Source organism: Rhizobium leguminosarum bv. viciae USDA 2370 (assembly GCF_002008365.1).
GTDB lineage: Bacteria > Pseudomonadota > Alphaproteobacteria > Rhizobiales > Rhizobiaceae > Rhizobium > Rhizobium leguminosarum.
On the sequence record NZ_MRDL01000032.1, the window covers coordinates 59,301 to 84,423 of the forward strand.

20 protein-coding genes and 1 pseudogene are annotated in these 25,123 nt (G+C 61.0%); 9 read left to right on the forward strand and 12 right to left on the reverse strand.

Translation table 11 applies throughout. The features are described from left to right. Position 1 precedes the first annotated feature (1 nt). The 4 genes from rnr to rpmG all read left to right on the forward strand — a co-directional run bounded on the left by rnr (position 2) and on the right by rpmG (position 4,646). Positions 2 to 2,374, forward strand: coding sequence for a ribonuclease R (rnr, locus tag BS629_RS13920; protein ID WP_018241617.1), 2,373 nt, complete (start codon positions 2 to 4; stop codon positions 2,372 to 2,374). Between the two features lie 119 nt (positions 2,375 to 2,493). After that, positions 2,494 to 2,946 carry a DUF983 domain-containing protein gene (locus BS629_RS13925; protein WP_018241616.1) on the forward strand — a complete coding sequence of 151 codons (453 nt, stop codon included), beginning with the start codon at positions 2,494 to 2,496 and terminating at the stop codon, positions 2,944 to 2,946. 255 nt (positions 2,947 to 3,201) lie between these two features. Further along, positions 3,202 to 4,386, forward strand: a complete 1,185-nt coding sequence (locus BS629_RS13930; protein WP_018241615.1) for an MFS transporter — start codon at positions 3,202 to 3,204, stop codon at positions 4,384 to 4,386. A 92-nt stretch (positions 4,387 to 4,478) separates the two neighbouring features. Then, positions 4,479 to 4,646 carry a 50S ribosomal protein L33 gene (rpmG, locus tag BS629_RS13935; RefSeq protein WP_003547442.1) on the forward strand — a complete coding sequence of 56 codons (168 nt, stop codon included), beginning with the start codon at positions 4,479 to 4,481 and terminating at the stop codon, positions 4,644 to 4,646. Between the two features lie 747 nt (positions 4,647 to 5,393). On the opposite strand, the gene BS629_RS13940 is transcribed toward rpmG, so the two are convergent. Further along, complete coding sequence (locus tag BS629_RS13940) at positions 5,394 to 6,767, reverse strand: PleD family two-component system response regulator (protein WP_018241614.1); 1,374 nt, start codon at positions 6,765 to 6,767, stop codon at positions 5,394 to 5,396. Between the two features lie 18 nt (positions 6,768 to 6,785). Then, positions 6,786 to 7,157, reverse strand: coding sequence for a response regulator (locus BS629_RS13945; protein ID WP_003547430.1), 372 nt, complete (start codon positions 7,155 to 7,157; stop codon positions 6,786 to 6,788). Positions 7,158 to 7,290: 133 nt separating this feature from the next. Between BS629_RS13945 and BS629_RS13950 the strand changes: the two genes are divergently transcribed. Continuing rightward, positions 7,291 to 7,599: a DUF3572 domain-containing protein gene (locus tag BS629_RS13950; RefSeq protein ID WP_018241613.1), complete on the forward strand. Its 309-nt coding sequence runs from the start codon at positions 7,291 to 7,293 to the stop codon at positions 7,597 to 7,599. A 2-nt stretch (positions 7,600 to 7,601) separates the two neighbouring features. Beyond that, on the forward strand, positions 7,602 to 8,276 hold the full coding sequence (locus BS629_RS13955) for a hypothetical protein (RefSeq protein ID WP_018241612.1): 675 nt from the start codon (positions 7,602 to 7,604) through the stop codon (positions 8,274 to 8,276). On the opposite strand, the pseudogene BS629_RS13960 reads toward BS629_RS13955, so the two are convergent. After that, a pseudogene (locus BS629_RS13960) lies at positions 8,251 to 8,840 on the reverse strand (N-acetyltransferase family protein). The gene BS629_RS13955 and the pseudogene BS629_RS13960 overlap by 26 nt on opposite strands. A 76-nt stretch (positions 8,841 to 8,916) precedes the next feature. On the opposite strand from BS629_RS13960, the gene BS629_RS13965 reads away from it, so the two are divergent. Both BS629_RS13965 and BS629_RS13970 read left to right on the forward strand, forming a co-directional pair. Beyond that, positions 8,917 to 10,209, forward strand: a complete 1,293-nt coding sequence (locus tag BS629_RS13965; RefSeq protein WP_026188361.1) for a DNA polymerase IV — start codon at positions 8,917 to 8,919, stop codon at positions 10,207 to 10,209. Positions 10,210 to 10,400: 191 nt separating this feature from the next. Then, entirely contained in the window at positions 10,401 to 11,660 is a 1,260-nt protein-coding gene (locus tag BS629_RS13970; RefSeq protein ID WP_018241610.1) for a L,D-transpeptidase family protein, read from the forward strand. Between the two features lie 236 nt (positions 11,661 to 11,896). Here the strand turns inward: BS629_RS13970 and dnaE are convergent, their stop codons facing one another. Continuing rightward, the gene (gene dnaE / locus BS629_RS13975; protein WP_018241609.1) at positions 11,897 to 15,394 is read right to left on the reverse strand and encodes a DNA polymerase III subunit alpha; all 3,498 of its coding nucleotides are present in this window, start codon (positions 15,392 to 15,394) and stop codon (positions 11,897 to 11,899) included. Positions 15,395 to 15,898: 504 nt separating this feature from the next. Here dnaE and BS629_RS13980 point away from each other — a divergent pair. Continuing rightward, a complete protein-coding gene (locus BS629_RS13980; protein WP_018241608.1) occupies positions 15,899 to 16,363 on the forward strand; it encodes a DUF5680 domain-containing protein in 465 nt (154 codons plus the stop codon). Positions 16,364 to 16,474: 111 nt separating this feature from the next. Here the strand turns inward: BS629_RS13980 and BS629_RS13985 are convergent, their stop codons facing one another. The 8 genes from BS629_RS13985 to nuoN all read right to left on the reverse strand — a co-directional run bounded on the left by BS629_RS13985 (position 16,475) and on the right by nuoN (position 25,114). Next, the gene (locus BS629_RS13985; RefSeq protein WP_077988279.1) at positions 16,475 to 17,158 is read right to left on the reverse strand and encodes an ABC transporter ATP-binding protein; all 684 of its coding nucleotides are present in this window, start codon (positions 17,156 to 17,158) and stop codon (positions 16,475 to 16,477) included. A 14-nt stretch (positions 17,159 to 17,172) separates the two neighbouring features. Continuing rightward, on the reverse strand, positions 17,173 to 18,477 hold the full coding sequence (locus tag BS629_RS13990; protein WP_018241606.1) for a lipoprotein-releasing ABC transporter permease subunit: 1,305 nt from the start codon (positions 18,475 to 18,477) through the stop codon (positions 17,173 to 17,175). 14 nt (positions 18,478 to 18,491) lie between these two features. After that, a complete protein-coding gene (gene proS, locus BS629_RS13995) occupies positions 18,492 to 19,814 on the reverse strand; it encodes a proline--tRNA ligase (protein ID WP_018241605.1) in 1,323 nt (440 codons plus the stop codon). Positions 19,815 to 20,402: 588 nt separating this feature from the next. Then, positions 20,403 to 20,678: a DUF1467 family protein gene (locus BS629_RS14005; protein ID WP_018241603.1), complete on the reverse strand. Its 276-nt coding sequence runs from the start codon at positions 20,676 to 20,678 to the stop codon at positions 20,403 to 20,405. A gap of 131 nt (positions 20,679 to 20,809) precedes the next feature. After that, entirely contained in the window at positions 20,810 to 21,214 is a 405-nt protein-coding gene (mce, locus tag BS629_RS14010; protein WP_018241602.1) for a methylmalonyl-CoA epimerase, read from the reverse strand. A 2-nt stretch (positions 21,215 to 21,216) separates the two neighbouring features. Continuing rightward, the gene (locus BS629_RS14015; protein WP_018241601.1) at positions 21,217 to 22,887 is read right to left on the reverse strand and encodes a ribonuclease J; all 1,671 of its coding nucleotides are present in this window, start codon (positions 22,885 to 22,887) and stop codon (positions 21,217 to 21,219) included. Positions 22,888 to 22,904: 17 nt separating this feature from the next. Beyond that, on the reverse strand, positions 22,905 to 23,669 hold the full coding sequence (locus BS629_RS14020) for a biotin--[acetyl-CoA-carboxylase] ligase (RefSeq protein ID WP_018241600.1): 765 nt from the start codon (positions 23,667 to 23,669) through the stop codon (positions 22,905 to 22,907). Next, complete coding sequence (gene nuoN, locus BS629_RS14025; RefSeq protein WP_018241599.1) at positions 23,669 to 25,114, reverse strand: NADH-quinone oxidoreductase subunit NuoN; 1,446 nt, start codon at positions 25,112 to 25,114, stop codon at positions 23,669 to 23,671. Before nuoN ends, BS629_RS14020 begins: the two co-directional genes overlap by 1 nt. Between the last annotated feature and the right edge of the window lie 9 nt (positions 25,115 to 25,123).

Below are 25,123 nucleotides of genomic sequence, written 5' to 3' on the forward strand. Positions count from 1 at the left end.
CGTGAGCAGGATACCGCGCGATAGAACGAACCCTGCGGGCAAGCGTCCGGGCAAGATCGGCCGCGCCGGCAAGGATGCCCCCGCCGTCGAGCCGCTGAACATCGTCCATGGCGCGCTGCCTTCGCGCGAGGTGATCCTGCGCTTCATCGCCGATCACCCGCAGAAAGCGTCCAAACGCGAACTCGCCAAGGCTTTCGGCCTGAAGGGCGACAACCGTGTCGAACTCAAGCACATGCTGCAGGAGCTCGAGCAGGAAGGCATGCTGCAGAAGAACCGCAAGTCGCTGATCCGTCCCGGTGCGCTGCCGCCCGTCACGGTTCTCGATATCACCACGCGCGACAAGGATGGCGATCTGATCGGCCGGCCGGCGGAATGGCCGGAAGACCAAGGCGTAGCACCCGCCGTCAGCATCCGCCAGCAATCGCCCGCAGGCCGCCAGGGCAAGGGCAAGGCGCCCGTCGCCGGGCTCGGCGACCGCATCCTGGCGAAGATCTTCCCGGCCGTCGATCGCGGCGGGCCAGCCTATACGGCGCGGATCATCAAGGTGATCGACAGGCGCCGCGGCGCCTCGATGGGCGTTTTCCGCACGGCACCGGGCGGCGGCGGCCGTCTGCTGCCGATCGAACGGCGCGGCGAGGAGATGGTGATCGATCCCGACTTCACCGGCGGCGCCACGGACGGCGATCTGGTCGAAGTCGAAATCGCCCGTCTCGGCCGTTTCGGCCTTCCGCGCGCCAAGGTTCTCTCCGTCGTCGGTTCCGTCGGTTCGGAAAAGGCGATCTCGATGATCGCGATTCATGCGCACGGCATCCCGCATGTCTTCCCGCCGGCCGTCATCGCTGAGGCGGACGCCGCAAAACCGGCCAGCATGTCGCATCGCGAGGATTGGCGCGACGTGCCGCTGATCACCATCGACCCGGCCGATGCCAAGGACCATGACGACGCCGTCTATGCCGAGCTCGACCCCTCGCCCGACAATCCCGGCGGCGTCATCGTCACTGTCGCGATTGCCGACGTCTCCTGGTATGTCCGCCCCAATTCACCGCTCGACCGCGAGGCGCTGAAGCGCGGCAACTCGGTCTATTTCCCGGATCGCGTCGTGCCGATGCTGCCGGAGCGCATCTCCAACGATCTCTGCTCGCTGAAGGAAGGCGTCGACCGTCCGGCGCTCGCCGTGCGCATGAGCTTTTCCGGCGAAGGCCGCAAGATCGGCCACACTTTCCATCGCATCATGATGAAGAGCGCGGCCAAGCTGTCCTACCAGCAGGCCCAGGCAGCGATCGACGGCAAACCGGACGATCAGACCGGACCGATGCTCGAGCCAATCCTGAAGCCGCTCTGGCACGCCTATGAGGTGATGAAGCGCGGACGCGACCGGCGCCAGCCGCTCGAACTCGACATGCCGGAGCGCAAGATCCTGCTGAAGCCCGACGGCACGGTCGACCGGGTCGTCGTGCCGCCACGGCTCGACGCGCACAAGCTGATCGAAGAGATGATGATCCAGGCAAACGTCTGCGCCGCCGAGACGCTGGAAAAGAAGCGGCAGCCGCTGATCTATCGCATTCATGACGGCCCGACGCTTGCCAAGCAGGAGATCCTGCGTGAGTTCCTGGCCACGCTCGGCATCTCGCTTGCCAAGGGCGGCAACATGCGCGCCAACAACTTCAACGGCATCCTGGCGAAGGCGGACGGCACGCCGCACCAGACCATGGTCAACGAGATGGTGCTGCGTTCGCAGAGCCAGGCGATCTACGGCCCTGAGAATATCGGCCATTTCGGCCTCAATTTGATGAAATACGCCCACTTCACCTCGCCGATACGCCGCTATGCCGATCTCATCGTGCACCGCGCGCTTGTCGGCTCGCTCGGTTTCGGCGAAGGCGGCATCACACCCGACGAAGAGGCGGCGCTCGACGATATCGCCGCCGAAATCTCGACCTTCGAGCGTCGGGCGATGGCAGCCGAGCGCGAGACCGTAGACCGGCTGATCGCGCATCACCTCAGCGGCCGCGTCGGCGAGGAGTTTGCCGGACGGGTCTCGGGCGTGACGAAATCGGGGCTTTTTGTCGCCCTGCCAGACTATGGCGCCGATGGTTTCGTCCCTATATCGACGCTCGGCACCGATTATTTCATCTATGACGAGGCGCATCAGGCACTCTCGGGTGAACGAACAGGGCTCGGTTATCGCCTGGGCGATAGCGTTGCCGTGAAGCTTGCCGAAGCGATCCCGCTTGCCGGCGCGCTGCGTTTCGAGATGATCAGCGAGGGCCGCGAGATGCCTGCAGCGGTGCGCTCCTTCCACAAGGCGGGCCGCCGCGACAGAGGCCAGGTCCGCAAGAAACCTGGAACAAGGCCGCCACGCGGACGCCACTAAGCATCGCGCCGAAAGCGGACGCTGGTTTTCGGCAAAACGCTGCAACAACGAAGATCGCCGGCGTTGGACGTGGTTCACAAGACGAATCCGACGCTTTCGGTCTGAAAGAGGAACATGCGATGAGCACACCGACCGATCCGGTTGCCCGCTACGGGGATGCGCCCGAGGTCGAGCGTCCGCTTGGGCGCTCCATCATGCGCGGGCTGATGAACCGGTGCCCGGCCTGCGGCAACGGCAAGCTCTTTCGTGCCTTCCTGAAACCGATCGATCATTGCGCGGCCTGCGGCGAGGCGATGCATCACCAACGCGCGGACGACCTGCCGCCTTATATCGTCATCCTCGTCCTCGGCCACGTCGTGGTCGGCGGCTATATGCTGACCGACATGACTTTCGTGCTGCCGGTCTGGGTGCATATCGCCATCTGGGCGCCGATCACCGTCATCACCGCGCTTGCCTCGATCCAGCCGATCAAGGGCGGGGTCATCGGTCTGCAATGGGCGCTGCGCATGCACGGCTTCGGTGGCGAGAGTGACGGTCCGGACGATTATGACATCCCCGGCCGGCCGAATTAGCGCCTTCACCTTCCAGACATATTTAACGTGTAGTGCCAGCCCTCCACCGACCACCACCCGAATGCGAGAGCCGAAGATCCTCAAGACCTGACATGGTAAGCATTTCTTGCCCCAACGGGCTTTACATTCCGCAGATGGTCACTCACATCGGAAATACTGCGAAGCGGCATCCGTCACCTGGATTTGGCACGTCTGTGTCTATCTATCTGACGGGAATCGGCCGTTTCGTTCGCGCAGCTTTCTAAGGATGGATAAATGTCTCAGCCGAGAACCGGCACACCGGGCGATGTCGAAGAAATCCATTGGCCTTCTCTGGTGGCAGCCATCTCGTCCATATCTGCCGTTGGCATAGCAATCGGCCTCGGTCTCCCGCTTCTCAGCATCATCCTCGAAAAACGCGGCATCTCGTCCACCCTGATCGGGCTCAACACGGCGATGGCCGGGGTCGCGGCGATGGCCGCCGCACCGATCACCACCAAACTCGCCCATAAATACGGCGTTGCGCCGACAATGCTCTGGGCCGTGCTGATTTCGGCGCTGAGCGCGCTCGGTTTCTATTACGCCCAGGATTTCTGGATGTGGTTTCCGCTGCGCTTCGCCTTCCATGGCGCGACGACGACGCTGTTCATCCTCTCCGAATTCTGGATCAACGCCGCTTCGCCGCCTTCCAAGCGCGGTTTCGTGCTCGGCATCTATGCGACGGTGCTTTCCCTTGGCTTTGCGGCCGGACCTCTGCTCTTTTCGGTCCTCGGCAGCGACGGCATCTTCCCATTCCTGATCGGCGCCGCCGCCATCCTGCTTGCGGCCATCCCGATCTTCATCGCCCGCGACGAGAGCCCGGTGCTCGAGGAAAAACCGGAGCTGCATTTCATGCGCTACGTTTTCCTGGTGCCGACGGCGACGGCGGCGGTCTTCATCTTCGGCGCGGTGGAGGCCGGCGGGCTGTCGCTTTTCCCGATCTTTGCCGTGCGCGCCCATTTCACCGAATCGCAGGCCGCGCTGCTGCTCACCATGATGGGCGTCGGCAACGTCATCTTTCAGATCCCGCTCGGCCTGCTTTCCGACCGCATCGCCGACAAGCGGCCGCTTCTGGCCGGCATGGCGCTGATGGGCTTCATCGGCTCGATGATGTTGCCGCTACTGCTCGACAACTGGCTTCTGATGGCCGGGCTCCTGCTTTTCTGGGGCGGCTGCGTCTCAGGCCTCTATACGGTCGGCCTCAGCCATCTCGGCTCGCGGCTGACCGGCTCCGATCTTGCGGCAGCCAATGCTGCCTTTGTCTTCTGTTATGCGATGGGGACCGTGGCCGGTCCGCAGGCGATCGGCGCGGCGATCGATGTCGCTGGAAATAACGGGTTTGCCTGGGCGATTGCCGCTTTCTTCGGTCTTTACGCCCTACTTTCGGGCATCAGACTGATGTTCATTCGAAAACGGGCTTGACTTTTCGGGCGGGATTCGTAGTTTCGCGCCAGGATTTGCCGTGGAGCCCATCCGGCTTCCACGGCTTTCATTTTCTTAAAGGCAGGACGACCATGGCCAAGGCTACAACAATCAAGATCAAGCTGCTGTCGACAGCCGACACCGGTTTCTTCTACGTCACCACGAAGAACAGCCGCACGATGACGGACAAGATGACGAAGACGAAGTACGACCCGGTTGCAAAGAAGCATGTCGAGTTCAAGGAAACCAAGATCAAGTAATCACTTGGCCTGACGGATTTCACAAAAGCGCGCGCTTTCGGGTTGCGCGTTTTTTATTGTCCGGCTTTGTGGTTTTCAAGATGATAGCGCAAACAGACAAAACGCCGCCCTTCCATCGTCGGGAAGTGGCGGCGTTTTCTTGAAAGGGGGTCGGCCAGCATGCAAAACGGCACGAGGAACCGCTATAACTTGCCTACTAGCCGACCGACCCCACGACCCAGGAGATGCGGCGGACCTGAGCATCATGGGGTATCGACAACTCCTCAACGGGAGCGCTTCTCTTATGAGCCGATAATTTGCGCAAAAATGAAAGAAAATCAACAAATTCTTAATGATGAATTTTCTCATCTTGATTCTATGGTTAAAAGTCCAGATTTGGGACATACAAAGATTTGTCGTCTCTGCTTTGGATCGAAGCGTAGCACCTGCTCTTTCCAAGAAATTCGACAATATAACTTAATAACTTACGCCACCCCTCCCCTTACGTGAGGTGACGCCGCCGCAATCTATTTGACCCTGTCGGCGGCAGGCATTTTTTATAGTCTTCATTTCATTTTGAGCTACGGCCTGACGCTCTCAAGACTATCGCGCGGCGCCACATCCGCGGCAACGCGGCGAGTCCATTTTTGAGCTATTGAGCTGCAATTTTTTCGCCCCGCAGTGCACAGGCGAAGATTAAAAATCGGTAACAATTCGCTTACCGCAGTGGAAAACCCGCAACTGGCGCATATGGCGGCAAGTGATTCGTCAGGCGGCTGCGGCGACCACACGGTTGCGGCCGGTATTTTTGGCCTCGTAAAGGGCCAGATCCGCCTGTTTCATCAGCTGGTCCGGTGTCAGCACCGACGTAATGCGCGAGGCGATGCCGAACGAAGCAGTGACATTCAGCGCTTCTCCGGCGTGTTTCAGCATGAAGGGAGCGTTTTCGATCGCCGCACGCAGGCGCTCGGCGACGCCGGCGGCAATTTCCGGCGAGGTGTCGGGCATCACAACAACGAATTCCTCTCCACCGTAGCGGCAGGCGAGATCGGCACCGCGGATGGTCGAACGGACGCGATTTGCGAATTCCCGCAGCACCTCATCGCCGCCGTCATGGCCGTAGGTGTCGTTCACATGCTTGAAGCGGTCGATATCGGTGATCAGCACCGAAAGCGGCCGGCCCCGCGCCATAGAACGGTTGAAAAGCACGTTCAGGTGATTGTCGAGATAGCGCCGGTTATAAAGGCCGGTCAGCGGATCGGTCACGGCAAGCTCGATCGTCTGCTTGACGCTGGCGCGCAGCCGGTCGTTGTAGCGCTTGCGGCGGATCTGCGTCAGGCTACGGGCGACCAGTTCGTTGGGATCGACCGGGCGGATGATGTAGTCGTTGACGCCGAGATCGAGCGCGCGCACGACCATGTCGTCAGCGCCTTGCTCAGTGATGATCAGGACCGGCAGAAAGCGCGTGCGCTCCAGCGAACGCAGCTGCGAGCAGAGGCGAAGCGGATCGTAATCGTCGAAGTTGGCATTGACGATGACGAGATCGAAGGCGCTTTCGGCCGCCTCGAAGAGGGCGGCCTGCGGATCGGAGAGGGCAAGCACGTCGGCGACGGGCTTCAGCGCCTTGATGATGCGCTCCTGCGAATTGGCGCGGCCGTCGACGAGCAGGACCTGAGCGGTCTCGTCGGCGCGGCCCTCGCCTGCCCGCGTGAGGTCGTCGATGCCCATCGTATGGGCGGTGTCGGCGCGGATGCGCAGCTCATCGCTCAACGTCTTCAGCCGCAGCAGGCTCTTCACCCGGGAGATCAGCTGCAGATCGTTGACCGGCTTGGTGAGAAAATCGTCAGCGCCGGCCTTCAGGCCGCGTACGCGATCGGTCGGCTGGTCGAGCGCGGTGACCATGACGACTGGAATATGGGCGGTCTTCTGGCTGGCCTTCAGCCGCTCGCAGACCTCGAAACCGTCTATGCCGGGCATCATGATGTCGAGCAGAATGAGATCGACTTGATTGCGCTCGCAGATCGCCAGTGCCGTGTAGCCGTCCGCTGCGGTCATCACGTCGAAATACTCCGCAAGCAGCCGCGCTTCGAGCAGCTTCACGTTGGCCGGAATATCGTCAACCACCAGTATTCGCGCAGTCATAAGCGTCTTTCCGATGCGTCAGGCATCGCCCAGATAGGTCTTGATCGTCTCGATGAATTTCGGAACCGAGATCGGCTTTGAAACATAGGCCTCGCAGCCGCCTTGGCGGATCCGCTCCTCGTCCCCCTTCATCGCAAAAGCCGTAACGGCGATGACGGGAATCACGTGCAGCTCGTCGTCTTCCTTCAGCCACTTCGTAACTTCGAGGCCGGAGACCTCGGGAAGCTGAATATCCATCAGGATGAGGTCGGGACGATGCTTGCGCGCCAGATCGAGCGCCTCCATGCCGTTTCTGGTCTGGATCGTCGTATAGCCGGACGCCTCGATGAGGTCGCGAAAGAGCTTCATGTTGAGCTCGTTATCTTCTACAATCATCACCTGTTTGGGCATGACAAGCTGTCCCTACGTCCGTTCGCGCAGCGGTTCGTCCCATGACAAAGGCACATGCGGACAAATAGCTCCGTGAAACCGATAGCGCACGCTACCGGTATTTGGTTGAAGAAAAGGTAACTTACCCAGCGAAATGCAAAGCAACTTCAAGACTTCGAAACAACAGGCTGCCGACCCGCACGAGACGGCGATCGCCGTGCTCGGCTGGCTTGCCGATGATCCCGAAATGTTCGGCCGCTTTCTCGCCCTGACGGGTGTGGCGCCCGGCCAGGTGCGCAACGCCGTCAACGATCCCGGATTCCTCGCCGGCCTGATGGATTTTCTGATGAACCACGAACCGACAGCCATGGCCTTCTGCGCGGCGAGCGGCATAAGCCCGGAGACGGTGACCGGCGCCTGGCAGCATTTCTCTTCGCCGGGCCTCGATTCCGGAGAATACTGATCGTGGCCTCCGAAGAATTCGATATCTCGCACATCCACCTCGGCGAGCGGCCGTTGATCGTCTGTGACGTCGACGACGTCGTGTTGCAGTTCATCGGTCCCTTCCAGCTTTTCCTTCAGAGCCGGGGCCACACGTTTCTGCCGCGATCGTTCCGGCTTCATGGCAACATCGTCTCGCAAGCCGACGGCGTGGAGATCGAAGATCATGAGGTCAGCCGGCTGATCGAGGAATTCTTCGAGGCCCAAGAGCTGTGGCAGACGCCGCTCGACCGCGTGGTCGAAACGCTCGACCGACTTTCGGAAGAGGCCGACATCCTTTTCCTGACAGCCATGCAGCCGCGCTTCCAGGACCAGCGCCGTCGGCTGCTCGACAGGATGGGCCTGCTGTTTCCGCTGCTTGCCACCGAACAACCTAAAGGGCCGATCGTTCACGCATTGCATGCCAGCCGCTCCCTTCCCGTCGTCTTCATTGATGATATGGCGCGCAATCTGCATTCCGTTAGGGAACACGTCGCCGATTGCCTGCTGATTCATCTGATGCCGAACTCGCCCGTCCATCGTTTCGCGCCAGCGGCGGCCGACGACATCACCCGCGCCACCGACTGGACGCACGCGGCCGAGCTCATCGAGGCGCATTTTGTTTCCGGCACGTTCACGCGCGCAGTTCCAGCCGCATGAGCGGACGACCGTCCTTGCGCCGCGCTACTGTCTCGAAACCGGCCGCATCGAAGATCGCCGTCGAGCCGATGCAGAGCGTCACTGATTTCGACTGCTTCACATGATCGATCGGACAGGCTTCGAGCAGCCGTGCTCCCTGGCGCCGCGCATGGTCGATCGCGCAGGCGAGCAGGCGGTGGCTCATTCCCTTGCCGCGCAGTTTGGGCAGCAGGAAGAAGCAACTGACGGCCCAGATAGATGGATCCTGCGCATCGCCCTCTTCCAGCGGCCGCGAGACGGTGCGCGGCGAATTGAACTGCGCGGCACGTCGTGGCGCGGCCCGACCTGCACCCAGGCGACCGGCGCGCCCTCGGCATAACAGAGGATGCCAGGCGGCGGACCCGCCTTGATCCGTCCCCGCATATGCGCCTTGCGTTCGTCGGCCGCCATCTCAGTCCTTATCGCATGCGGCAGGCGCAGCGCCACGCACCAGCAATTATAGAAGGCACCCTGCGGCCCGAAGACGATTTCGAAATCGTCCCAGCGTTCTGGCGTTACCGGCTCGAAACGAAGATCGTTATCCAAAGGCAAAGCTCCCGCCCTCTCTTGAGACTCGGAAGCTTAAGGCGTAATGTCCCGGCGTTCAATCTTTGTTCTCATCATGACGCCCGCGCCTGACAAGACACCCGGCTTCTGTCGCGACTGCCTTGCCGAGCAGAAGGGCGAGGCGCGCCGCTGCGTTTCCTGTGGCAGCCCCCGTCTCGTGCGCCATCGCGAACTCTACGCATTGACGCTTGCACATATCGATTGCGACGCCTTCTACGCAGCAGTGGAGAAACGCGACAATCCGGAGCTTGCCGACAAGCCTGTCATCATCGGCGGCGGCAAACGTGGCGTGGTTTCCACTGCCTGCTATATCGCCCGTATCCACGGCGTGCGTTCGGCCATGCCGATGTTCAAGGCGCTGGAGGCATGCCCTGAGGCGATCGTCATCCGCCCCGACATGGAGAAATATGTCCGTGTCGGGCGCCAGGTGCGCGCCATGATGCAGGATCTGACGCCGCTGGTGCAGCCGCTATCGATCGACGAGGCCTTCCTGGAGCTCGGCGGTACCGAGAGGCTGCATCACGATCCGCCGGCGCGTACGCTGGCCAAATTCGCTCGTCGCATCGAAAGGGAGATCGGCATCACCGTTTCGGTCGGGCTTTCCTACTGCAAATTCCTCGCCAAGGTCGCCTCCGACCTGCAGAAGCCGCGCGGCTTTTCGGTCATCGGCCGCGAGGAAGCGGTAGAGTTCCTGGCACCGCGTCCCGTCACCACGATCTGGGGCGTCGGCAAGGCCTTTGCGGCGACGCTGGAGGCGGACGGCATCCGCACCATCAGCCAACTACAACAGATGGAGGAGAACGACCTGATGCGCCGCTACGGCAGCATCGGTCAGCGGCTCGCCCGGCTGTCGCGCGGCATAGACGACCGCGAAGTGCATCTCAACGATGCGGCCAAGAGCGTTTCGTCCGAGACGACTTTCTTCGACGATATCTCACGTTATGACGATCTGGTGCCGATCCTGCGCAACCTCTCCGAAAAGGTCTCCTGGCGGCTGAAGAAAAACGGCATTGCCGGCCAGACCGTGGTTCTGAAGATGAAGAGCGCCGATTTCAAATCGCGCACCCGCAACCGCAAGCTCGAAGACCCGACCCAGCTTGCCGACAAGATCTTCCGCACCGGGCTCGAGCTTCTCGAAAAAGAGACTGACGGTACGAAGTTCCGCCTGATCGGCATCGGCGTCACCGATCTCGGCGATGCCGCCCGCGCCGATCCGCCCGATCTGATCGACCAGCAATCGGGCCGGCGAGCGGCGGCCGAAGCGGCGATGGACAAGCTGCGCGACAAATTCGGCAAGCGGACGGTCGAGACCGGCTATACGTTCGGCAACAGCAAGCGCGATCACTAGCGCATAACCCCGAAAATCTGCATCGATTTTCGGGGTTATGCGCAGATTCAAAGTGATAGAGCGTCCTTAGCGCGTCAGAAAAGACGCGCGGCGCTCTAACGCGTGAGGCCTGCCAGCCAGGCGGCCTATAAAATCTTCCTTAAACTTCGTCCCATAATGTGCCGGGCAAGTATTGCGTATGGTTGGGTATCATGTTCTCGCGTCTCGTCTTCGGCCTCGGCTTGCTGTCGGCCACCGCACTCGTGCACCCTGCTCTTGCCGCGGATGCTGCGCGCACGCTGCAGATCTTCGTCTCGAAGGACAAGCAGTCGCTTGCGGTCTATGACGGCACCGAGGTCGTCGCGACCTCGAAGGTCTCGACCGGCAAGGACGGCCACACGACGCCGAGCGGCATCTTCTCGGTGCTGGAAAAGCAGAAATACCACGAATCCAATCTCTATTCGGCGGCCCCGATGCCGTTTATGCAAAGGCTGACCTGGTCCGGCATCGCGCTGCACGAATCCAATTCCGTGCCGCGTTATCCAGCCTCGCATGGCTGCGTGCGCATGCCTGGCGCCTTCGCAAAAATGCTCTATGGGATGACCGATCCCGGTGTCCCCGTCATTATCAGCGACGGTGAACTGGTGCCGCAGCCAATCGATCATCCGACCCTTTTCCATCCGGATGCACCGGCGGCGATGCCGCTGCTTTCGGACGTCGAACTGCGGCCCTCCATGCCCGACAGCCCCGAGAAGCCGGTGCAGGTGGCGATGAACGATACCGCTGCGATGCCGATGCCGGCAGCGCAGCCGATTGCGGCGCCCGAACCCGAGCCGCCGTCCGAGCCGATCAGCATGCTGATTACGCGCCGAACGCTCCGCGAGACGGTGATCGACATCCAGACCCTGCTCAACCAGCTCGGTTTTTCCGCCGGCAATCCGGACGGCCTGCTCGGTCCGTCGACCGTGCAGGCGATCAAGGCTTTCAAGACGCTGCGGCCGGCGGAATTTGCCGCCGACAAGAGCCTGGTCTCCGACACGCTCCTCAGAGAAGTCTATGCCGCGGCTGGCAAGGGCGAGCCGCCGAACGGCGTCATCATGGTGCGGCAGGCCTTCAAGCCGATCTTCGAAGCGCCGGTGACGATCACCGATCCGGGATTGGCGCTCGGCACACATTTCTTCACGCTGCATGCAGTCGATGAAAGGGCCGGCACGGCCGACTGGCTCGGCATCACGCTCGAGAACAATCTGTCTCGCGAGACGATGAAGCGGCTCGGCATTACCAATCAGGAAAGCTCGATCATCACAGGCAAGCCGATCGCCCGTTCGCTCAGCCGGATTACCATCCCCGATGAGACCCGCCGCAAGATCGACGCCCTCATCGCGCCCGGCTCGACGCTGACAATCTCCGATACCGGCCTCGGCCGGGAGACCGGCGAAGGCACGGATTTCATCACAATAACCCGCGGGTGATGGCCATCACGCTAGAACAGGATGATTTTAAGCCGGGTCGGCCTAAAATCTGAATCCTGTTCAACACTAAATAGTTAGAGCATGATGTCGCCCGAAAACCGCTCACACTTTTCGGCATCATGCTCTGATGCGTGTCGCCCAAAAGTGCGCAGCGGTTTCGTGATAAAAACATGCACAAATCAAAGACTTAAAGCGCGTCACATGAATCCGGATTGTCGCGGCGCGCTTTAGGCTGATCAGACAAGCTCGACGTCGACGACGCCGGGGGCGGCGCGAAGGGCGGCGGCGATCTCCGGCGTGATGCGGTATTTCTCCGGCAGCGCCACTTCCACCTCGCGTTTGCCCTCCTCCTTGATGACGATGAAGGAAACGAGGCCGTCGCCCTTGGCGTTCAAATGGCCGGCAACCATTCTCAGCGGTCCGGAATCGCGGACATAGACGCGCAGCGCCTTTTGCATCTGCAGCGACTTTTCCTCCAGCGACTGGATCGTCTGGATGCGCAGGCCGATGCCCTCCGGCCGCTCCTCGCCCGTCGCCGTCAGCACGAAGGATTTGCCTGACTCCAACACGTCGCGATACTGGTTCAGCATTTCCGAAAACAGCACCGCTTCGAACTGGCCCGAAGAATCGGAGAAGACGATGATGCCCATCTTGTTGCCGGTGCGAGTCTTGCGCTCCTGTTTGGAGATGACGGTGCCGGCAAGGCGCGCATTGGCCGCGCCCTGTTTGATGGCGGCGGAAAACTCGGCAAAGGTCTGCACCCGCATCTTCTGCAGGATGTTGTTGTAGGAATCGAGCGGGTGGGCTGTGAGATAGAAGCCCAGCACCTGGAATTCCTTGAGCAGCCGCTCGGAGGGGAGCCAGGGCGAGAACGGCGGCAGGGAGATCTTCTCAGGCCCCGACGTCAACGTACTGCCGAAAATGTCCGACTGGCCGCTCAGCTTGTTCTCCTGGGCGCGCTGGGCATAACCGAGAATGCGGTCGAGGCCGGCTGCTAGCTGGGCGCGGTCCAGGTCGAAACAATCGAAGGCGCCGGCATAGATCAGGCTTTCGAGCACGCGGCGATTGACCTGACGCGGATCGATGCGCAGGCAGAAATCCTCGATGCTGGCAAAGGGCTTGTCGCCACGCACCTCGACGATATGGTCGACGGCGGATTCGCCGACGCCCTTGAGGGCGGCGAGCGCGTAATAGATGCGGTTGTTGCCGGTCTCGAAATGGCGGAAGGAGGTCTGCACCGAGGGCGCGATCACCTCGATGCCGAGGCGCTTGGCATCCTGGCGGAAATCATTGACCTTTTCCGTGTTGGACATGTCGAGCGTCATCGAGGCGGCGAGGAATTCGACCGGATAATGCGCCTTCATGTAGGCCGTCTGGTAGGAGACGATGGCATAGGCGGCGGCATGCGACTTGTTGAAGCCGTAATTGGCGAACTTCGCCAGCAGTTCGAAGATATTGTCGGCCTGCGGCTTCGATACGCCATTCTTGACCGCGCCAACGACGAAGCGTTCGCGCTGCTGGTCCATCTCGGCCTTGATCTTCTTGCCCATGGCGCGACGCAGAAGGTCGGCTTCGCCCAGCGAATAGCCGGACAGCACCTGGGCGATCTGCATCACCTGTTCCTGGTAGACGATGACGCCCTGGGTTTCCTTGAGCAGGTGGTCGATCATCGGATGGATCGATTCCAGCTCTTCGTCGCCGTGCTTGCGGGCATTGTAGGTCGGGATGTTCTCCATCGGGCCGGGACGGTAGAGCGCCACCAGCGCGATGATGTCCTCGATGCAGTCCGGCTTCATGCCGATCAGCGCCTTGCGCATGCCTGCACTTTCCACCTGGAACACGCCGACCGTCTCGCCGCGCGACAGCATCTCGTAGGTCTTCTTGTCGTCGAGAGGAATGGCTGCGAGATCGACCTTGACGCCGAGCTTGGCGACGAAATCGACCGCAACCTTCAGCACCGTCAGCGTCTTCAGGCCGAGGAAGTCGAACTTGACGAGGCCAGCCTGCTCCACCCATTTCATGTTGAATTGGGTGACCGGCATGTCCGAGCGCGGATCGCGATACATCGGCACCAGCTTGGAAAGCGGCCGGTCGCCGATGACGATGCCGGCGGCATGGGTCGAGGCATGGCGGTAAAGCCCCTCGATCTTCTGGGCGATGTCGAGCAGCCGCGCGACAACAGGTTCTTTCGCCGCCTCCTCCTGCAGCTTCGGCTCTTCCTCGATCGCCTTGGACAGCGGCGTCGGATTGGCGGGATTGTTCGGCACGAGTTTGCAGATCTTGTCGACCTGGCCATAGGGCATTTCCAGCACGCGGCCGACGTCGCGAAGGGCGGCGCGCGCCTGCAATGAACCGAAGGTGATGATCTGCGCCACCTGCTCGCGGCCATACTTGGCCTGGACATAGCGGATCACCTCTTCGCGGCGATCCTGGCAGAAGTCGATGTCGAAGTCGGGCATCGAGACGCGTTCCGGATTGAGGAAGCGCTCGAACAGCAGCGAAAAACGCAGCGGATCGACGTCGGTGATCGTCAATGCATAGGCGACCAGCGAACCGGCGCCCGACCCGCGGCCGGGACCGACCGGAATGTCATGCTGCTTGGCCCATTTGATGAAGTCGGCAACGATCAGGAAGTAACCGGGGAAACGCATGCGCTCGATGACGCTGAGCTCGAATTCCAGCCGCTCGCGATAATCCTTCTCCTCGTAACCCGGCGACATGCCCAGCGTCGAAAGCCGCATGTCCAGCCCTTCGACCGCCTGGCGGCGCAACTCGCTCGCCTCGGCGCGCTCGGCCTCCTCGGCATCGTCGGTGGCACCGGTGAAGCGCGGCAGGATCGGCTTTCGCGTCTTCAGCACGAAGGAGCAGCGCCTCGCGATCTCGATCGTATTTTCCAGCGCTTCCGGCAGGTCGGCGAAGAGCTTGGCCATTTCGGCCCGGCTCTTCAGATAATGATCCGGCGTCAGCCGGAAGCGGCTGTCGTCGGAGACGATGGCGTTGTGCGCGACCGCCATCAGCGCATCATGGGCGTCGTAATCGTCGCGTGTCGGAAAGAAAGCCTCGTTGGTCGCAACCAGCGGCAGGTCGTGGGCATAGGCGAGCCCGACAATCTTCTGTTCGTGCCGCTTGTCGTAAGTGCCGTGCCGCTGCAGCTCGACATAGAGCCTGTCGCCGAAGAGACGCTTCAGCGTGAGCAGCCGGGCTTCCGCCTGAGCGGGATGGCCTTCCTTGATCGCCACGTCGACCGGCCCGGTCAGGGCGCCGGTCAATGCGATCAGCCCTTCCGTGCCTGCCTCCTCCAGCCAGGAGGCGCTGATATGAACGGCCTGATTGCTCTCGCCGCCGAGATAGGCGCGGCTGACGAGATCGACCAGCCTTTCGTAACCGGCATCCGTCGCAGCGAGAAGAACGATCGCCGGCAGCTTGACCAGGGCCTGCTGGCCACCGCGCTTTTCCGTTTCCAACCCGTCTTCCATGTCGATCGAGACCTGACAGCCGATGATCGGCTGCAGGCCGTCCTCCATCGCCTTCTGGGAGAATTCGAGGGCAACGAACAGATTGTTGGTGTCGGTAATCGCAATTGCCGGCTGGCTGTCGCCGGTCGCCTTGTAGAGAATCTTCTTCAGCGGCAGTGCGCCCTCGAGGAGCGAATAGGCGGAATGGACCCTCAGGTGGATGAAGCCCGGCGTGCCGCCGGTCGCCTCACCCGTTGAACCCTTTGCCGTATCCGCCATGACATGCCTTCCCAATCACCCGAATGAATCGGACGCATTGTCGGCATAGAGGGCGATGATGTCCAGAAGAAGTCCCGCATCCGGACCGCATGATGACCATGCGGTCCCCTGAAAACTTTAGAGCGCCATGACGATGAGCGAGAAGCTGGCAACGAACATTGCGATGGAGGTGAATGCTGCGATATCACGGATCATGTCAGTCATCGGGCTCTCCTTTACTCGTTATGTTTTCACTTTGTTCCATGTATGTTCTATTGTCAACAGGAATCTTTTCCTTCTTTCTTGTGTTTGAAAAATGCCGGGATGCGCACCTTCGAATCGCTGGGAGCCAGTACCCGATGATATGGGCGGCAGCTGTCCCTTCTGGCCTGCCACAGATCGGTCATGGCGCCTAGACGGCCAGCCTCCTCGAGGCGACCCGTTTATTTCAAATCTTTGTTCCTCTTTTGTTCTTTACACCTCGCAGCATATTTGCCAGCATCCAGCCAAGAAGAGGAGAACGAGATGTTCGATATTCCGATGCTGAACGAATTCGTCGTGGAGGCGAAGGCTGCGACCTATGTCGGCGGCGGCGTGGCGCGCGTACCCTGCCGGCCGAGCTCCCACGATATCGGTTACGAACGCGGCGACTGGCGCTATCTCGACAGCTATTTCGGCGGCACCGATTTCGCTGGACAGGAGGTGGTGTGGCTTGCCGACGAGCCCATCTGGGCGATGAATTATTTCGGCTGCGTCATCGCGCCGAAGCTCATCGACGGCACAGTAGCCGGGACGGTGATCAAGGCTGCACTTTCGGCGATGTATCGAGAGGGCCGATTTCTTGGCGGAATGGAATTCGACCATCCGTTCGGCCGCTATCTCGATCGCAACGAAGGCGGCTGCGAGCGGTTCAGCGGCCACGAATGCATCATGGTCGGCGGCCAGAAGGCCTATGCGCTTGATTATCGCGGCGGGCTGATCGTGCCCTGATCACAGCCTTAAAGCGCATCGCGTCAATCTGGATTCATGCGATGCACATTAAGTCTCTGATTTATGCATGTCGTTATCCCAAAACCACTGCAGGCTTTTGGGCGACATGCATCAGAAATCGACGATCTTGCCGTCGGAGATCGTCACGCGCCGGTCCATGCGGCGGGCGAGCTCGTGATTATGGGTGGCGATGACGGCAGCAAGGCCGGACTGGCGCACCAACGCTTCCAGCGCATCGAAGACGTAGCTTGCCGTTTCGGGATCGAGATTGCCGGTCGGCTCGTCGGCAAGAAGAAGAGTCGGCGCATTGGCGACGGCACGGGCAATCGCAACACGCTGCTGCTCGCCGCCGGAAAGCTCGCCCGGGCGATGCGAGCCACGATGGCCGATGCGCATATAATCGAGAAGCTGGCCGGCCCGCTCTCCGGCTTCCTTCCAGGACAGCCCGGCGATCAGCTGCGGCATCATGATATTTTCGAGCGCCGAGAATTCCGGCAGCAGGTGATGGAACTGGTAGACGAAGCCGATTTCACTGCGGCGGATCGCAGTGCGTTTCTCGTCGCTCAGGCCGTCACAGGCATGGCCGTTGATGTTAACTTCACCGCCGTCCGGATGCTCCAGCAGGCCGGCGATATGCAGCAGCGTCGATTTGCCGGTGCCGGAGGGCGCGACAAGAGCGACGATCTCGCCCTTCGACATCGAAAAATCCGCGCCCTTCAGGATCGGGAGCAGCGTATGGCCCTGCCCGTATTGGCGCTCGACGCCGGTAAGCTTGAGAACGACGTTGCGATTCATGAAGGCGGCATTCCTTATTCGTAGCGCAGGGCCTGCACCGGATCGAGCCTGGAGGCACGCCAGGCCGGGAAAATGGTCGCGATGAAGGAGAGCGTCAGCGCCATGACGACGATCGAGATCGTTTCGCTGAGATCCATCTCGGCCGGCAGCTGGCTGAGGAAATAGACCTGTGGATTGAAGAGCACGGTGCCTGAGATCCAGGAGAAGAACTGGCGGATGGATTCGATGTTGACGCAGACGAGGACGCCGAGCAGAACACCGGCAATGGTACCCACGATGCCGATCGCCGCCCCGGTCATGAAGAAGATGCGCATGATCGCACCGGCGCTGGCGCCCATGGTGCGCAGGATGGCGATATCGCTGCCCTTATCCTTCACCAGCATGATGAGGCCGGAGATGATGTTCAGAGCCGCCACGAGCACGATCAGCGTCAGGATCATGAACATGACGTTGCGCTCGACCTGCAGCGCCGAGAAGAAGGTCTGGTTGCGCTGGCGCCAGTCGGTGATGGCGATCTGGCGGCCGGCTGCCTCCTCCACCTTGGGCCTTAGATTGTCAATATCGTCGGGGTTGTCGACGAAGAGCTCGATCGACTGCACCAGTCCCTCGGCATTGAAAAAGAGCTGCGCTTCCTCGAGCGGCATGAAGATGATCGAGGAGTCATATTCCGACATGCCGATCTCGAAGAGCCCTGAGATCTTGTAGGACTTGATGCGCGGATTGACGCCCATCGGCGTGATGTCGCCTTCCGGCGAGGTCAGCGTGATGAGGTCGCCGACGCGCAGACCGAGCTGGTCGGCCATGCGGGTGCCGATCAGCACGCCTTCGCCGGAGGCATAACCCACCATGTCGCCTGATTTGATGTTGTCGGAGATCGTCTTGAGCTTGGTCAGGTCCTCGGCGCGCGCGCCACGCACCAGCGCACCGGTGCTGCCGCCGGCCTGGGCGGAGGCGAGCACCTGGCCTTCCACCAGGGGTAGCGCCATCTTGATGCCGGGTACGGCGGCGAGCTTGCCGCTGAGGACAGGATAATCGGTGAAGGGGCCGTCGACCGGCTGGACGATCATGTGGCCGTTGATGCCGAGAATACGCGAGACGAGTTCGGTGCGGAAGCCGTTCATCACGGCCATGACGATGATCAGCGTCGCAACACCCAGCATGATGCCGACGAAGGAGAAGCCGGCGATGACTGAAATGAAGGCCTCCTTGCGGCGGGCGCGCAGATAACGCCACGCCACGAGGCGTTCAAAGGTGGAAAATGGCTTGCCAGCCGGACCCAAGCCGGATTTTGAACTCCGGTCCACTGCTGCCTCTGCCATTTCGCCTCCGTTTCCTAAGCCACAAACCGATTGATCGCCGCTTCGATGGTCATCGTTTCGCGGGCGCCGGTCTTGCGGTCTTTCACCTCAACTTCGCCGTTTGCGACCGCGCGCGGGCCGGCGATGATCTGGACAGGCACACCGATCAAGTCGGCGGTCGCGAATTTGGTGCCGGCCCGGTCGTCGGTATCGTCGTAGAGCACATCCTTGCCGGCCTTGGTCAGCGCGGCATAGATCAGCTCGCAGGTATCGTCGCAGGCCTGATCGCCCGCCTTCATGTTGATCACAACGATATCGAAGGGCGCGACCGATGCCGGCCAGATGATTCCGTTATCATCATGCGATGCTTCGATGATGGCGGGAACAAGGCGTGTCGGGCCGATACCGTAGGAACCCATGTGAACGAAGTGTTCCTTGCCATCAGGTCCCTGCACTTTCGCGCCCATCGGCTCGGAATATTTCGTGCCGAAATAGAAGATATGGCCGACCTCGATGCCGCGTGCCGACAGGCGGTCGCCTTCGGGAACGGCGTTGAAGGCCGCCTCGTCGTGCATTTCCGAGGTCGCCGCATAGAGCGAGGTCCACTTGTCGAAGATCGCCTGCAAACCCTCGACACTGTCGAAATCGGTATGTTCACCAGGAATATCGAAATCGACGAAATCCTTATGGCAGAAGACCTCGGATTCGCCCGTGTCGGCGAGGATGATGAATTCATGGCTGAGCTTGCCGCCGATCGGGCCGGTGTCGGCGCGCATCGGTATGGCGCGCAGGCCGAGCCGGTCGAAGGTTCTGAGATAGGCGGCGAACATCTTGTTATAGGAATGCTCCGCCCCTTCGCGCGTCAGATCGAAGGAATAGGCATCCTTCATCATGAATTCGCGCGAGCGCATGGTGCCGAAGCGCGGACGGATCTCGTCACGGAACTTCAGCTGGATATGATAGAGATTAAGCGGCAGGTCCTTGTAGGACTTGATGGAGGAGCGGAAAATATCCGTCACCATCTCTTCGTTGGTGGGGCCGTAGAGCATCGGCCGATCCTGACGGTCCTTGATGCGCAGCATCTCCTTGCCGTAGGCGTCATAGCGGCCGCTTTCCTGCCAGAGCTCGGCCGATTGCAGGGTCGGCATCGAAAGCTCGATGGCGCCGGCACGGTTCTGCTCCTCGCGGATAATGGCGTTGACCTTGTCCAACACGCGTTTGCCCAGCGGCAACCAGGAATAGATGCCCTGTGACTGCTGGCGGATCATGCCGGCGCGCAGCATCAGCCGGTGCGAGACGATTTCCGCCTCCTTGGGATTTTCCTTGAGGATGGGCATGAAATAACGGGACAGACGCATGGCGGATTCCGGAGCAGTTGAGATCCCGCGGCAGGCGGAATCGAAGGCGAGTGTTGATGTGGGAGCGTTCATAGCCGCTTCGCGGCAGGAAGGAAACCCGCAACGGATGTCGGCAACCTCCCGGAAGCGCATGTTCGCACCCGCAAAATGGAAGGGCGTGAAAAAGCGCGTGTTTATAAGGACTTGAACGAAAATCTTGTCAACAGAAAAATTTTGCTAGAGTGTAGCAAAAATGCAAAAAAAGCTGATGACAAAGCCCAATGTTTGAGCTAGTTTTAGCTCACAAAACAGGCAGGGAGTTAAATTCTTGCCGAATTCGCGGTCAAGTCTTGGGAGGATCAGATCTTAGGCGCGCTCGTCGCAGCCCCGGCAACGGTTACAGATCACGCGATACTTAAAACAAGGCTTTTAGCCTTGTTTTTTTTTGGCATTTCGGCCTCGCCCCATCCAAAAGTCCCGCCGACTTCCGTAACGGGATGATCCTCATTCCGTTACGCGAGCTCTTTGCCGCAACAGCATGACGCTGGTATGACGAAGTTCGCTTTCATTAAGCTTGCATCTGCTCAAAGTTTGAGCAAAAGCCACAGTTCAATAGAAGCTGGGGCCGAGTTGCGGCAGTGCGTCGAAGCCCCAGCCGAAATAGGTGTCGCAGACATACCATAGGCCGTAGATCAGAGCCGAAATCAGCGTCGTCAGTGAAAACACGAAAGCAGCGCGAAACCGGGTGGGCGCGCTCGGAACGGTGCCGAGCACCACGTCGTTGTCGTCCGCCTGGGTGCGCAGGCCGATCGGCAGGACGGCAAAAAGCGTCATCCACCAGATGATGAAGTAGACGGCAAATCCCTGAAGAAAGATCTGGAGCATTATGGTTCCCGTTGATGCCGCGCTGATATCGCGTCCTTATACGGCGGAATGGCGACCAACTCAAAGCAGGCGAAGCGTTTAACCGCCTTCTGGTCACTCTGCCGCAGCAGGGCTATCACTCTGCCGCAGGCTCAGGCCTGTTCGAGTTCGATCAGCGTGCCGAAGAAATCCTTGGGATGCAGAAAGAGCACCGGATTGCCATGCGCGCCGGTTTTCGGCTGGCCGTCGCCGAGCACCCTGGCACCCGCCTCTACCAGTCGGTCACGGGCGAGAAGAATATCGTCCACCTCGTAGCAGATGTGGTGCATGCCGCCGGATGGGTTCTTTTCGAGGAAGGCTGCGATCGGCGAAGTATCGCCGAGCGGCTGCAGCAATTCGACCTTGGTGTTCGGCAATTCGACGAAAACGACGGTGACGCCATGCTCCGGCAGAGCCTGCGGCTGCGATACGGCAGCACCCAGCCTATCGCGATAGGCCGCCGTCGCCGCGGCCAGGTCGGGCACGGCGATGGCGATATGGTTGACCCGGCCGAGCATGGTCAGACCCTGGTGACGAAGGCGGTGACGACGGGCTTCTTGCCCCAGGCCTGGTTCGCAGCAGAGCGAATGGCGCGGCGCACGGCCTCCTGCAGCATATCGATATCCTTGCGACGGGCGCGCGGAATGCTCTCGATGGCGCTGATCGCGGCGTCGAAGAGGGTGTCCTCCATCTCCTCGCCCTCGTCGTCATATACCGGCAGGCCGATCGAAACGAGATCGGGATCGCCGACGATGTCATAGCGGGCGTCGAGCACGACGTTAACAGCGACATGGCCGACATAGGAGAGCTTCTTGCGCTCGCCGATACCCATCTCGTCGAAATCGCCGATCAGCGTGCCGTCCTTATAGATGCGGCCATGCGGCGCCTCGCCGATCACCTCGACGGGACCGGGCGCCAGCCGTAGGATATCGCCGTTGCGCACGCGCGGCACCACGGCGATGCCGGATTGCTCGGCAAGTTCCTTGTGCGCCGTCAGATGCGTCGCCTCGCCGTGCACCGGCACGACGATCTTCGGCCGCGTCCACTCGTACATCCTCTGCAACTCGTTGCGGCGCGGATGGCCTGAAACGTGGACCAGCGCCTCGGTATCGGTGATGATGTGCACACCTTGCTCGACGAGGCCGTTCTTGATGTCCTGGATCGCCTTCTCGTTGCCGGGAATGGCGCGCGAGGAAAAGACGACGATATCGCCTGCCGCAAACGCCACATTGCGCATCTCGTCGCGGGAGAGCTTGGCAAGTGCTGCCCGCGCCTCGCCCTGGCTGCCGGTCAGGATGACGACCACCTTGTCGCGCGGGATATAGCCGTATTCGTCCTCGGAGATGAAGGGCTTCACGCCTTCCATCAGGCCGATGTCCTGGGCGACGTTGACGACGCGCTTCAGCGAACTGCCGAGCAGCAGCACTTCACGGCCTGCCGCCTCGGCAGCCTCGGCAACGGTACGGATGCGCCCGACATTCGACGAGAAGGTGGTGATCGCCACCCGGCCCTCGGCATTCTCGATGATCTTACGCAGGCTTTCGGACACATCCTTCTCGGAGGGCGAAACACCGTCGCGCAACGCATTGGTGGAATCGCACATCAGCGCCAGCACGCCCTCGTCGCCGAGTTGGCGGAAACGTGTCTCATCGGTTAGGGGGCCGAGCGAAGGCTCGTGGTCGATCTTCCAGTCGCCGGTATGGATGACATTGCCGACCGGCGTGCGGATCATCAGCGACATCGGCTCGGGGATCGAATGGTTGACGGCCACACCTTCGATGCTGAAGGGGCCGACATTGATCGTATCGCCTGCCTTGAACGGCGTCACCGGCACTTCGCCGATCGTCGCCTTCTCGAAATTGCGCTTGGCTTCGAGCAGGCCTGATGTAAAGCCAGAGGCATAGACCGGCACGTTGAGGCCGGGCCAGAGGTCGGCGAGCGCACCATAATGGTCTTCATGCGCATGGGTGATGATGATCGCCTTGAGGTTCTTTCGTTCGCTGGCGAGGAAGCGGATATCGGGCAAAACGAGGTCGACACCCGGCAGGTCAGGCCCCGGAAAAGTGACGCCACAATCGACCATGATCCACTGGCGATGCTCGGGCGGGCCGTAGCCATAGAGAGCGAGATTCATGCCTATCTCGCCAACGCCGCCCAGAGGCAGGAATACCAGTTCGTCCTGTTTCGCCATAATTTTCGTTTGTTCCGCTATCCAAAAAACACATCACCGGCAGCAATGGGCATTATCCTGCCAGCGCCGGTATCGAGCATCAACAAGCCATTATCATCAATTCCCGCGAATTGTCCGGAAATCGATCTGTCCGGCAAATTCACCGTAATCTTTTCGCCGATGCCGCAGGCGATCGCGCGCCAGAGCGCCGTGATCTCGCCGATGCCGCGGCCCTGGTCCCATATTTCAAGCACTTCCGCCGTGGCGGCGAAGAGGTGCGCGAAGAGTTCCTCCGGCGAAGCCGCGCTTCCCTGCTGGCGCAGGCAGGTGACCGGGTAAAGCGGATTGTCCGGCATCACAGAGATATTGATGCCAATGCCGACGATCAGCGCGTAACGTCCGTCCGGCAGCCCCTCACCTTCGACGAGAATGCCGCAGGTCTTCTTTCGACCGATGAGGATATCGTTCGGCCATTTGACCTCGAGCGGTTCGGCACCGGGCGGCAGCACCCGGCGGATCGCCTGATGAACCGCAACGGCGATCGCCAGCGGCAGAGAGCCCAGGCGCTCCATCGGGGCCGGGTCGATCAGAAGAAGAGAAGCGTAGAGATTGCCGCGCTCGGAAACCCAGAGCCTGCCGCGGCGGCCGCGGCCGCCCGTCTGCCTCTCGGCGGTCACCCAGAGATTGCCGCCATCGCCCGCCCGAGCCCGGGCGAGGCATTCGCTGTTGGTAGACGATGTTTCCGACAGAGCCTCGTGCCTGAAATCGCCGAGCGATATCCGGCGCCGTCTGTCGGAAGCCATCAAAAGAGCGTCGCAGCGGCAAGCTCTGCCGCGCCACCGATCGGGCCGCCGATGAGGACATAGGCGGTGACGAAGAGACCGGAGAGACCGAAGACCAGACGCAGCGTTCCGGAGACACGGGCGAATTCGCCGGTCGCCTCATCGAACCACATCAGCTTGATGACACGCAGATAGTAGTAAGCGCCGACGACCGAGGCGAGAACGCCGATGATGGCGAGCGCATAGAGCTTGGCCTCGATGGCGGCAACGAAGACGAAGTACTTCGCGAAGAAGCCGGCGAGCGGCGGGATGCCGGCGAGCGAGAACATCAGCGCCGTCAGCACCACGGCCATGAACGGGTTCGTTGTGGAGAGGCCGGCGAGATCGTTGACCTCCTCGACGACGGTGCCGTCCTTGCGGCGCATCGACATGATGATCGCAAAGCTGCCGAGCGTCATGACCATGTAGATGACCATGTAAAGCATAACGCCGGTGACGCCGGTCTGGTTGCCGGCGGCAAGGCCGACCAGCGCATAACCCATATGACCGATCGAGGAATAAGCCATCAGCCGCTTGATGTTCTTCTGGCCGATCGCCGCAAACGAGCCGAGCAGCATCGAGGCGATCGAGATGAAGACGACGACCTGCTGCCAGTCCGCCAGAACCGGCTGGAAGGCAGTGATGACGATGCGGGTCATCATCGCCATGGCGGCGACCTTGGGTGCTGCGGCAAGGAAGGCGGTGACCGGTGTAGGCGCGCCTTCATAAACATCCGGCGTCCACATGTGGAAGGGAACGGCAGAGATCTTGAAGGCGATGCCAGCGAGGATGAAGACCAGGCCGAAAATCAGGCCGAGCGAACGCGCACCCTCGACGGACAGCGCCTGGGCAATCTCGGAGAAGTGGGTGTGGCCGGTGAAGCCATAGACCAGCGACATGCCGTAGAGCAGCATGCCGGAGGAAAGCGCGCCGAGGACGAAATATTTCAGGCCGGCTTCGGTCGACTTCAGGCTGTCGCGGTTGATCGCGGCGACGACATAAAGCGCCAGCGACTGCAGTTCCAGCGCGAGATAGAGCGAGATCAGGTCGTTGGCCGAGATCATCAGCAGGATGCCGAGGGTCGCAAGCACCAGGAGAACCGGGAACTCGAACTTGTCGAGCTGATTTTCGCGGGCGTGGCCGATCGACATGAACATGGCAACCAGCGAACCGATGAGCGCCACCAGCTTCATGAAGCGCGAGAAGCCGTCGGCCATGTAGACGCCGCCATAGGCAAGGCCTTCTGCCGGCACGAAGAGCAGCCACAGGCCGGAGGCCAGGAGCAGGACGATGGCCAAGCCGGTGACGACAAGGCCCGACCGCTCGCCTGAGAAGACGCCGACCATCAACAGGACAAGGGCGCCGACCGCGAGGATGAGCTCCGGCGCGGAAAGATGCAGACTGAGGAGAATTGTTTCAGCGGTCATGTCCAATAA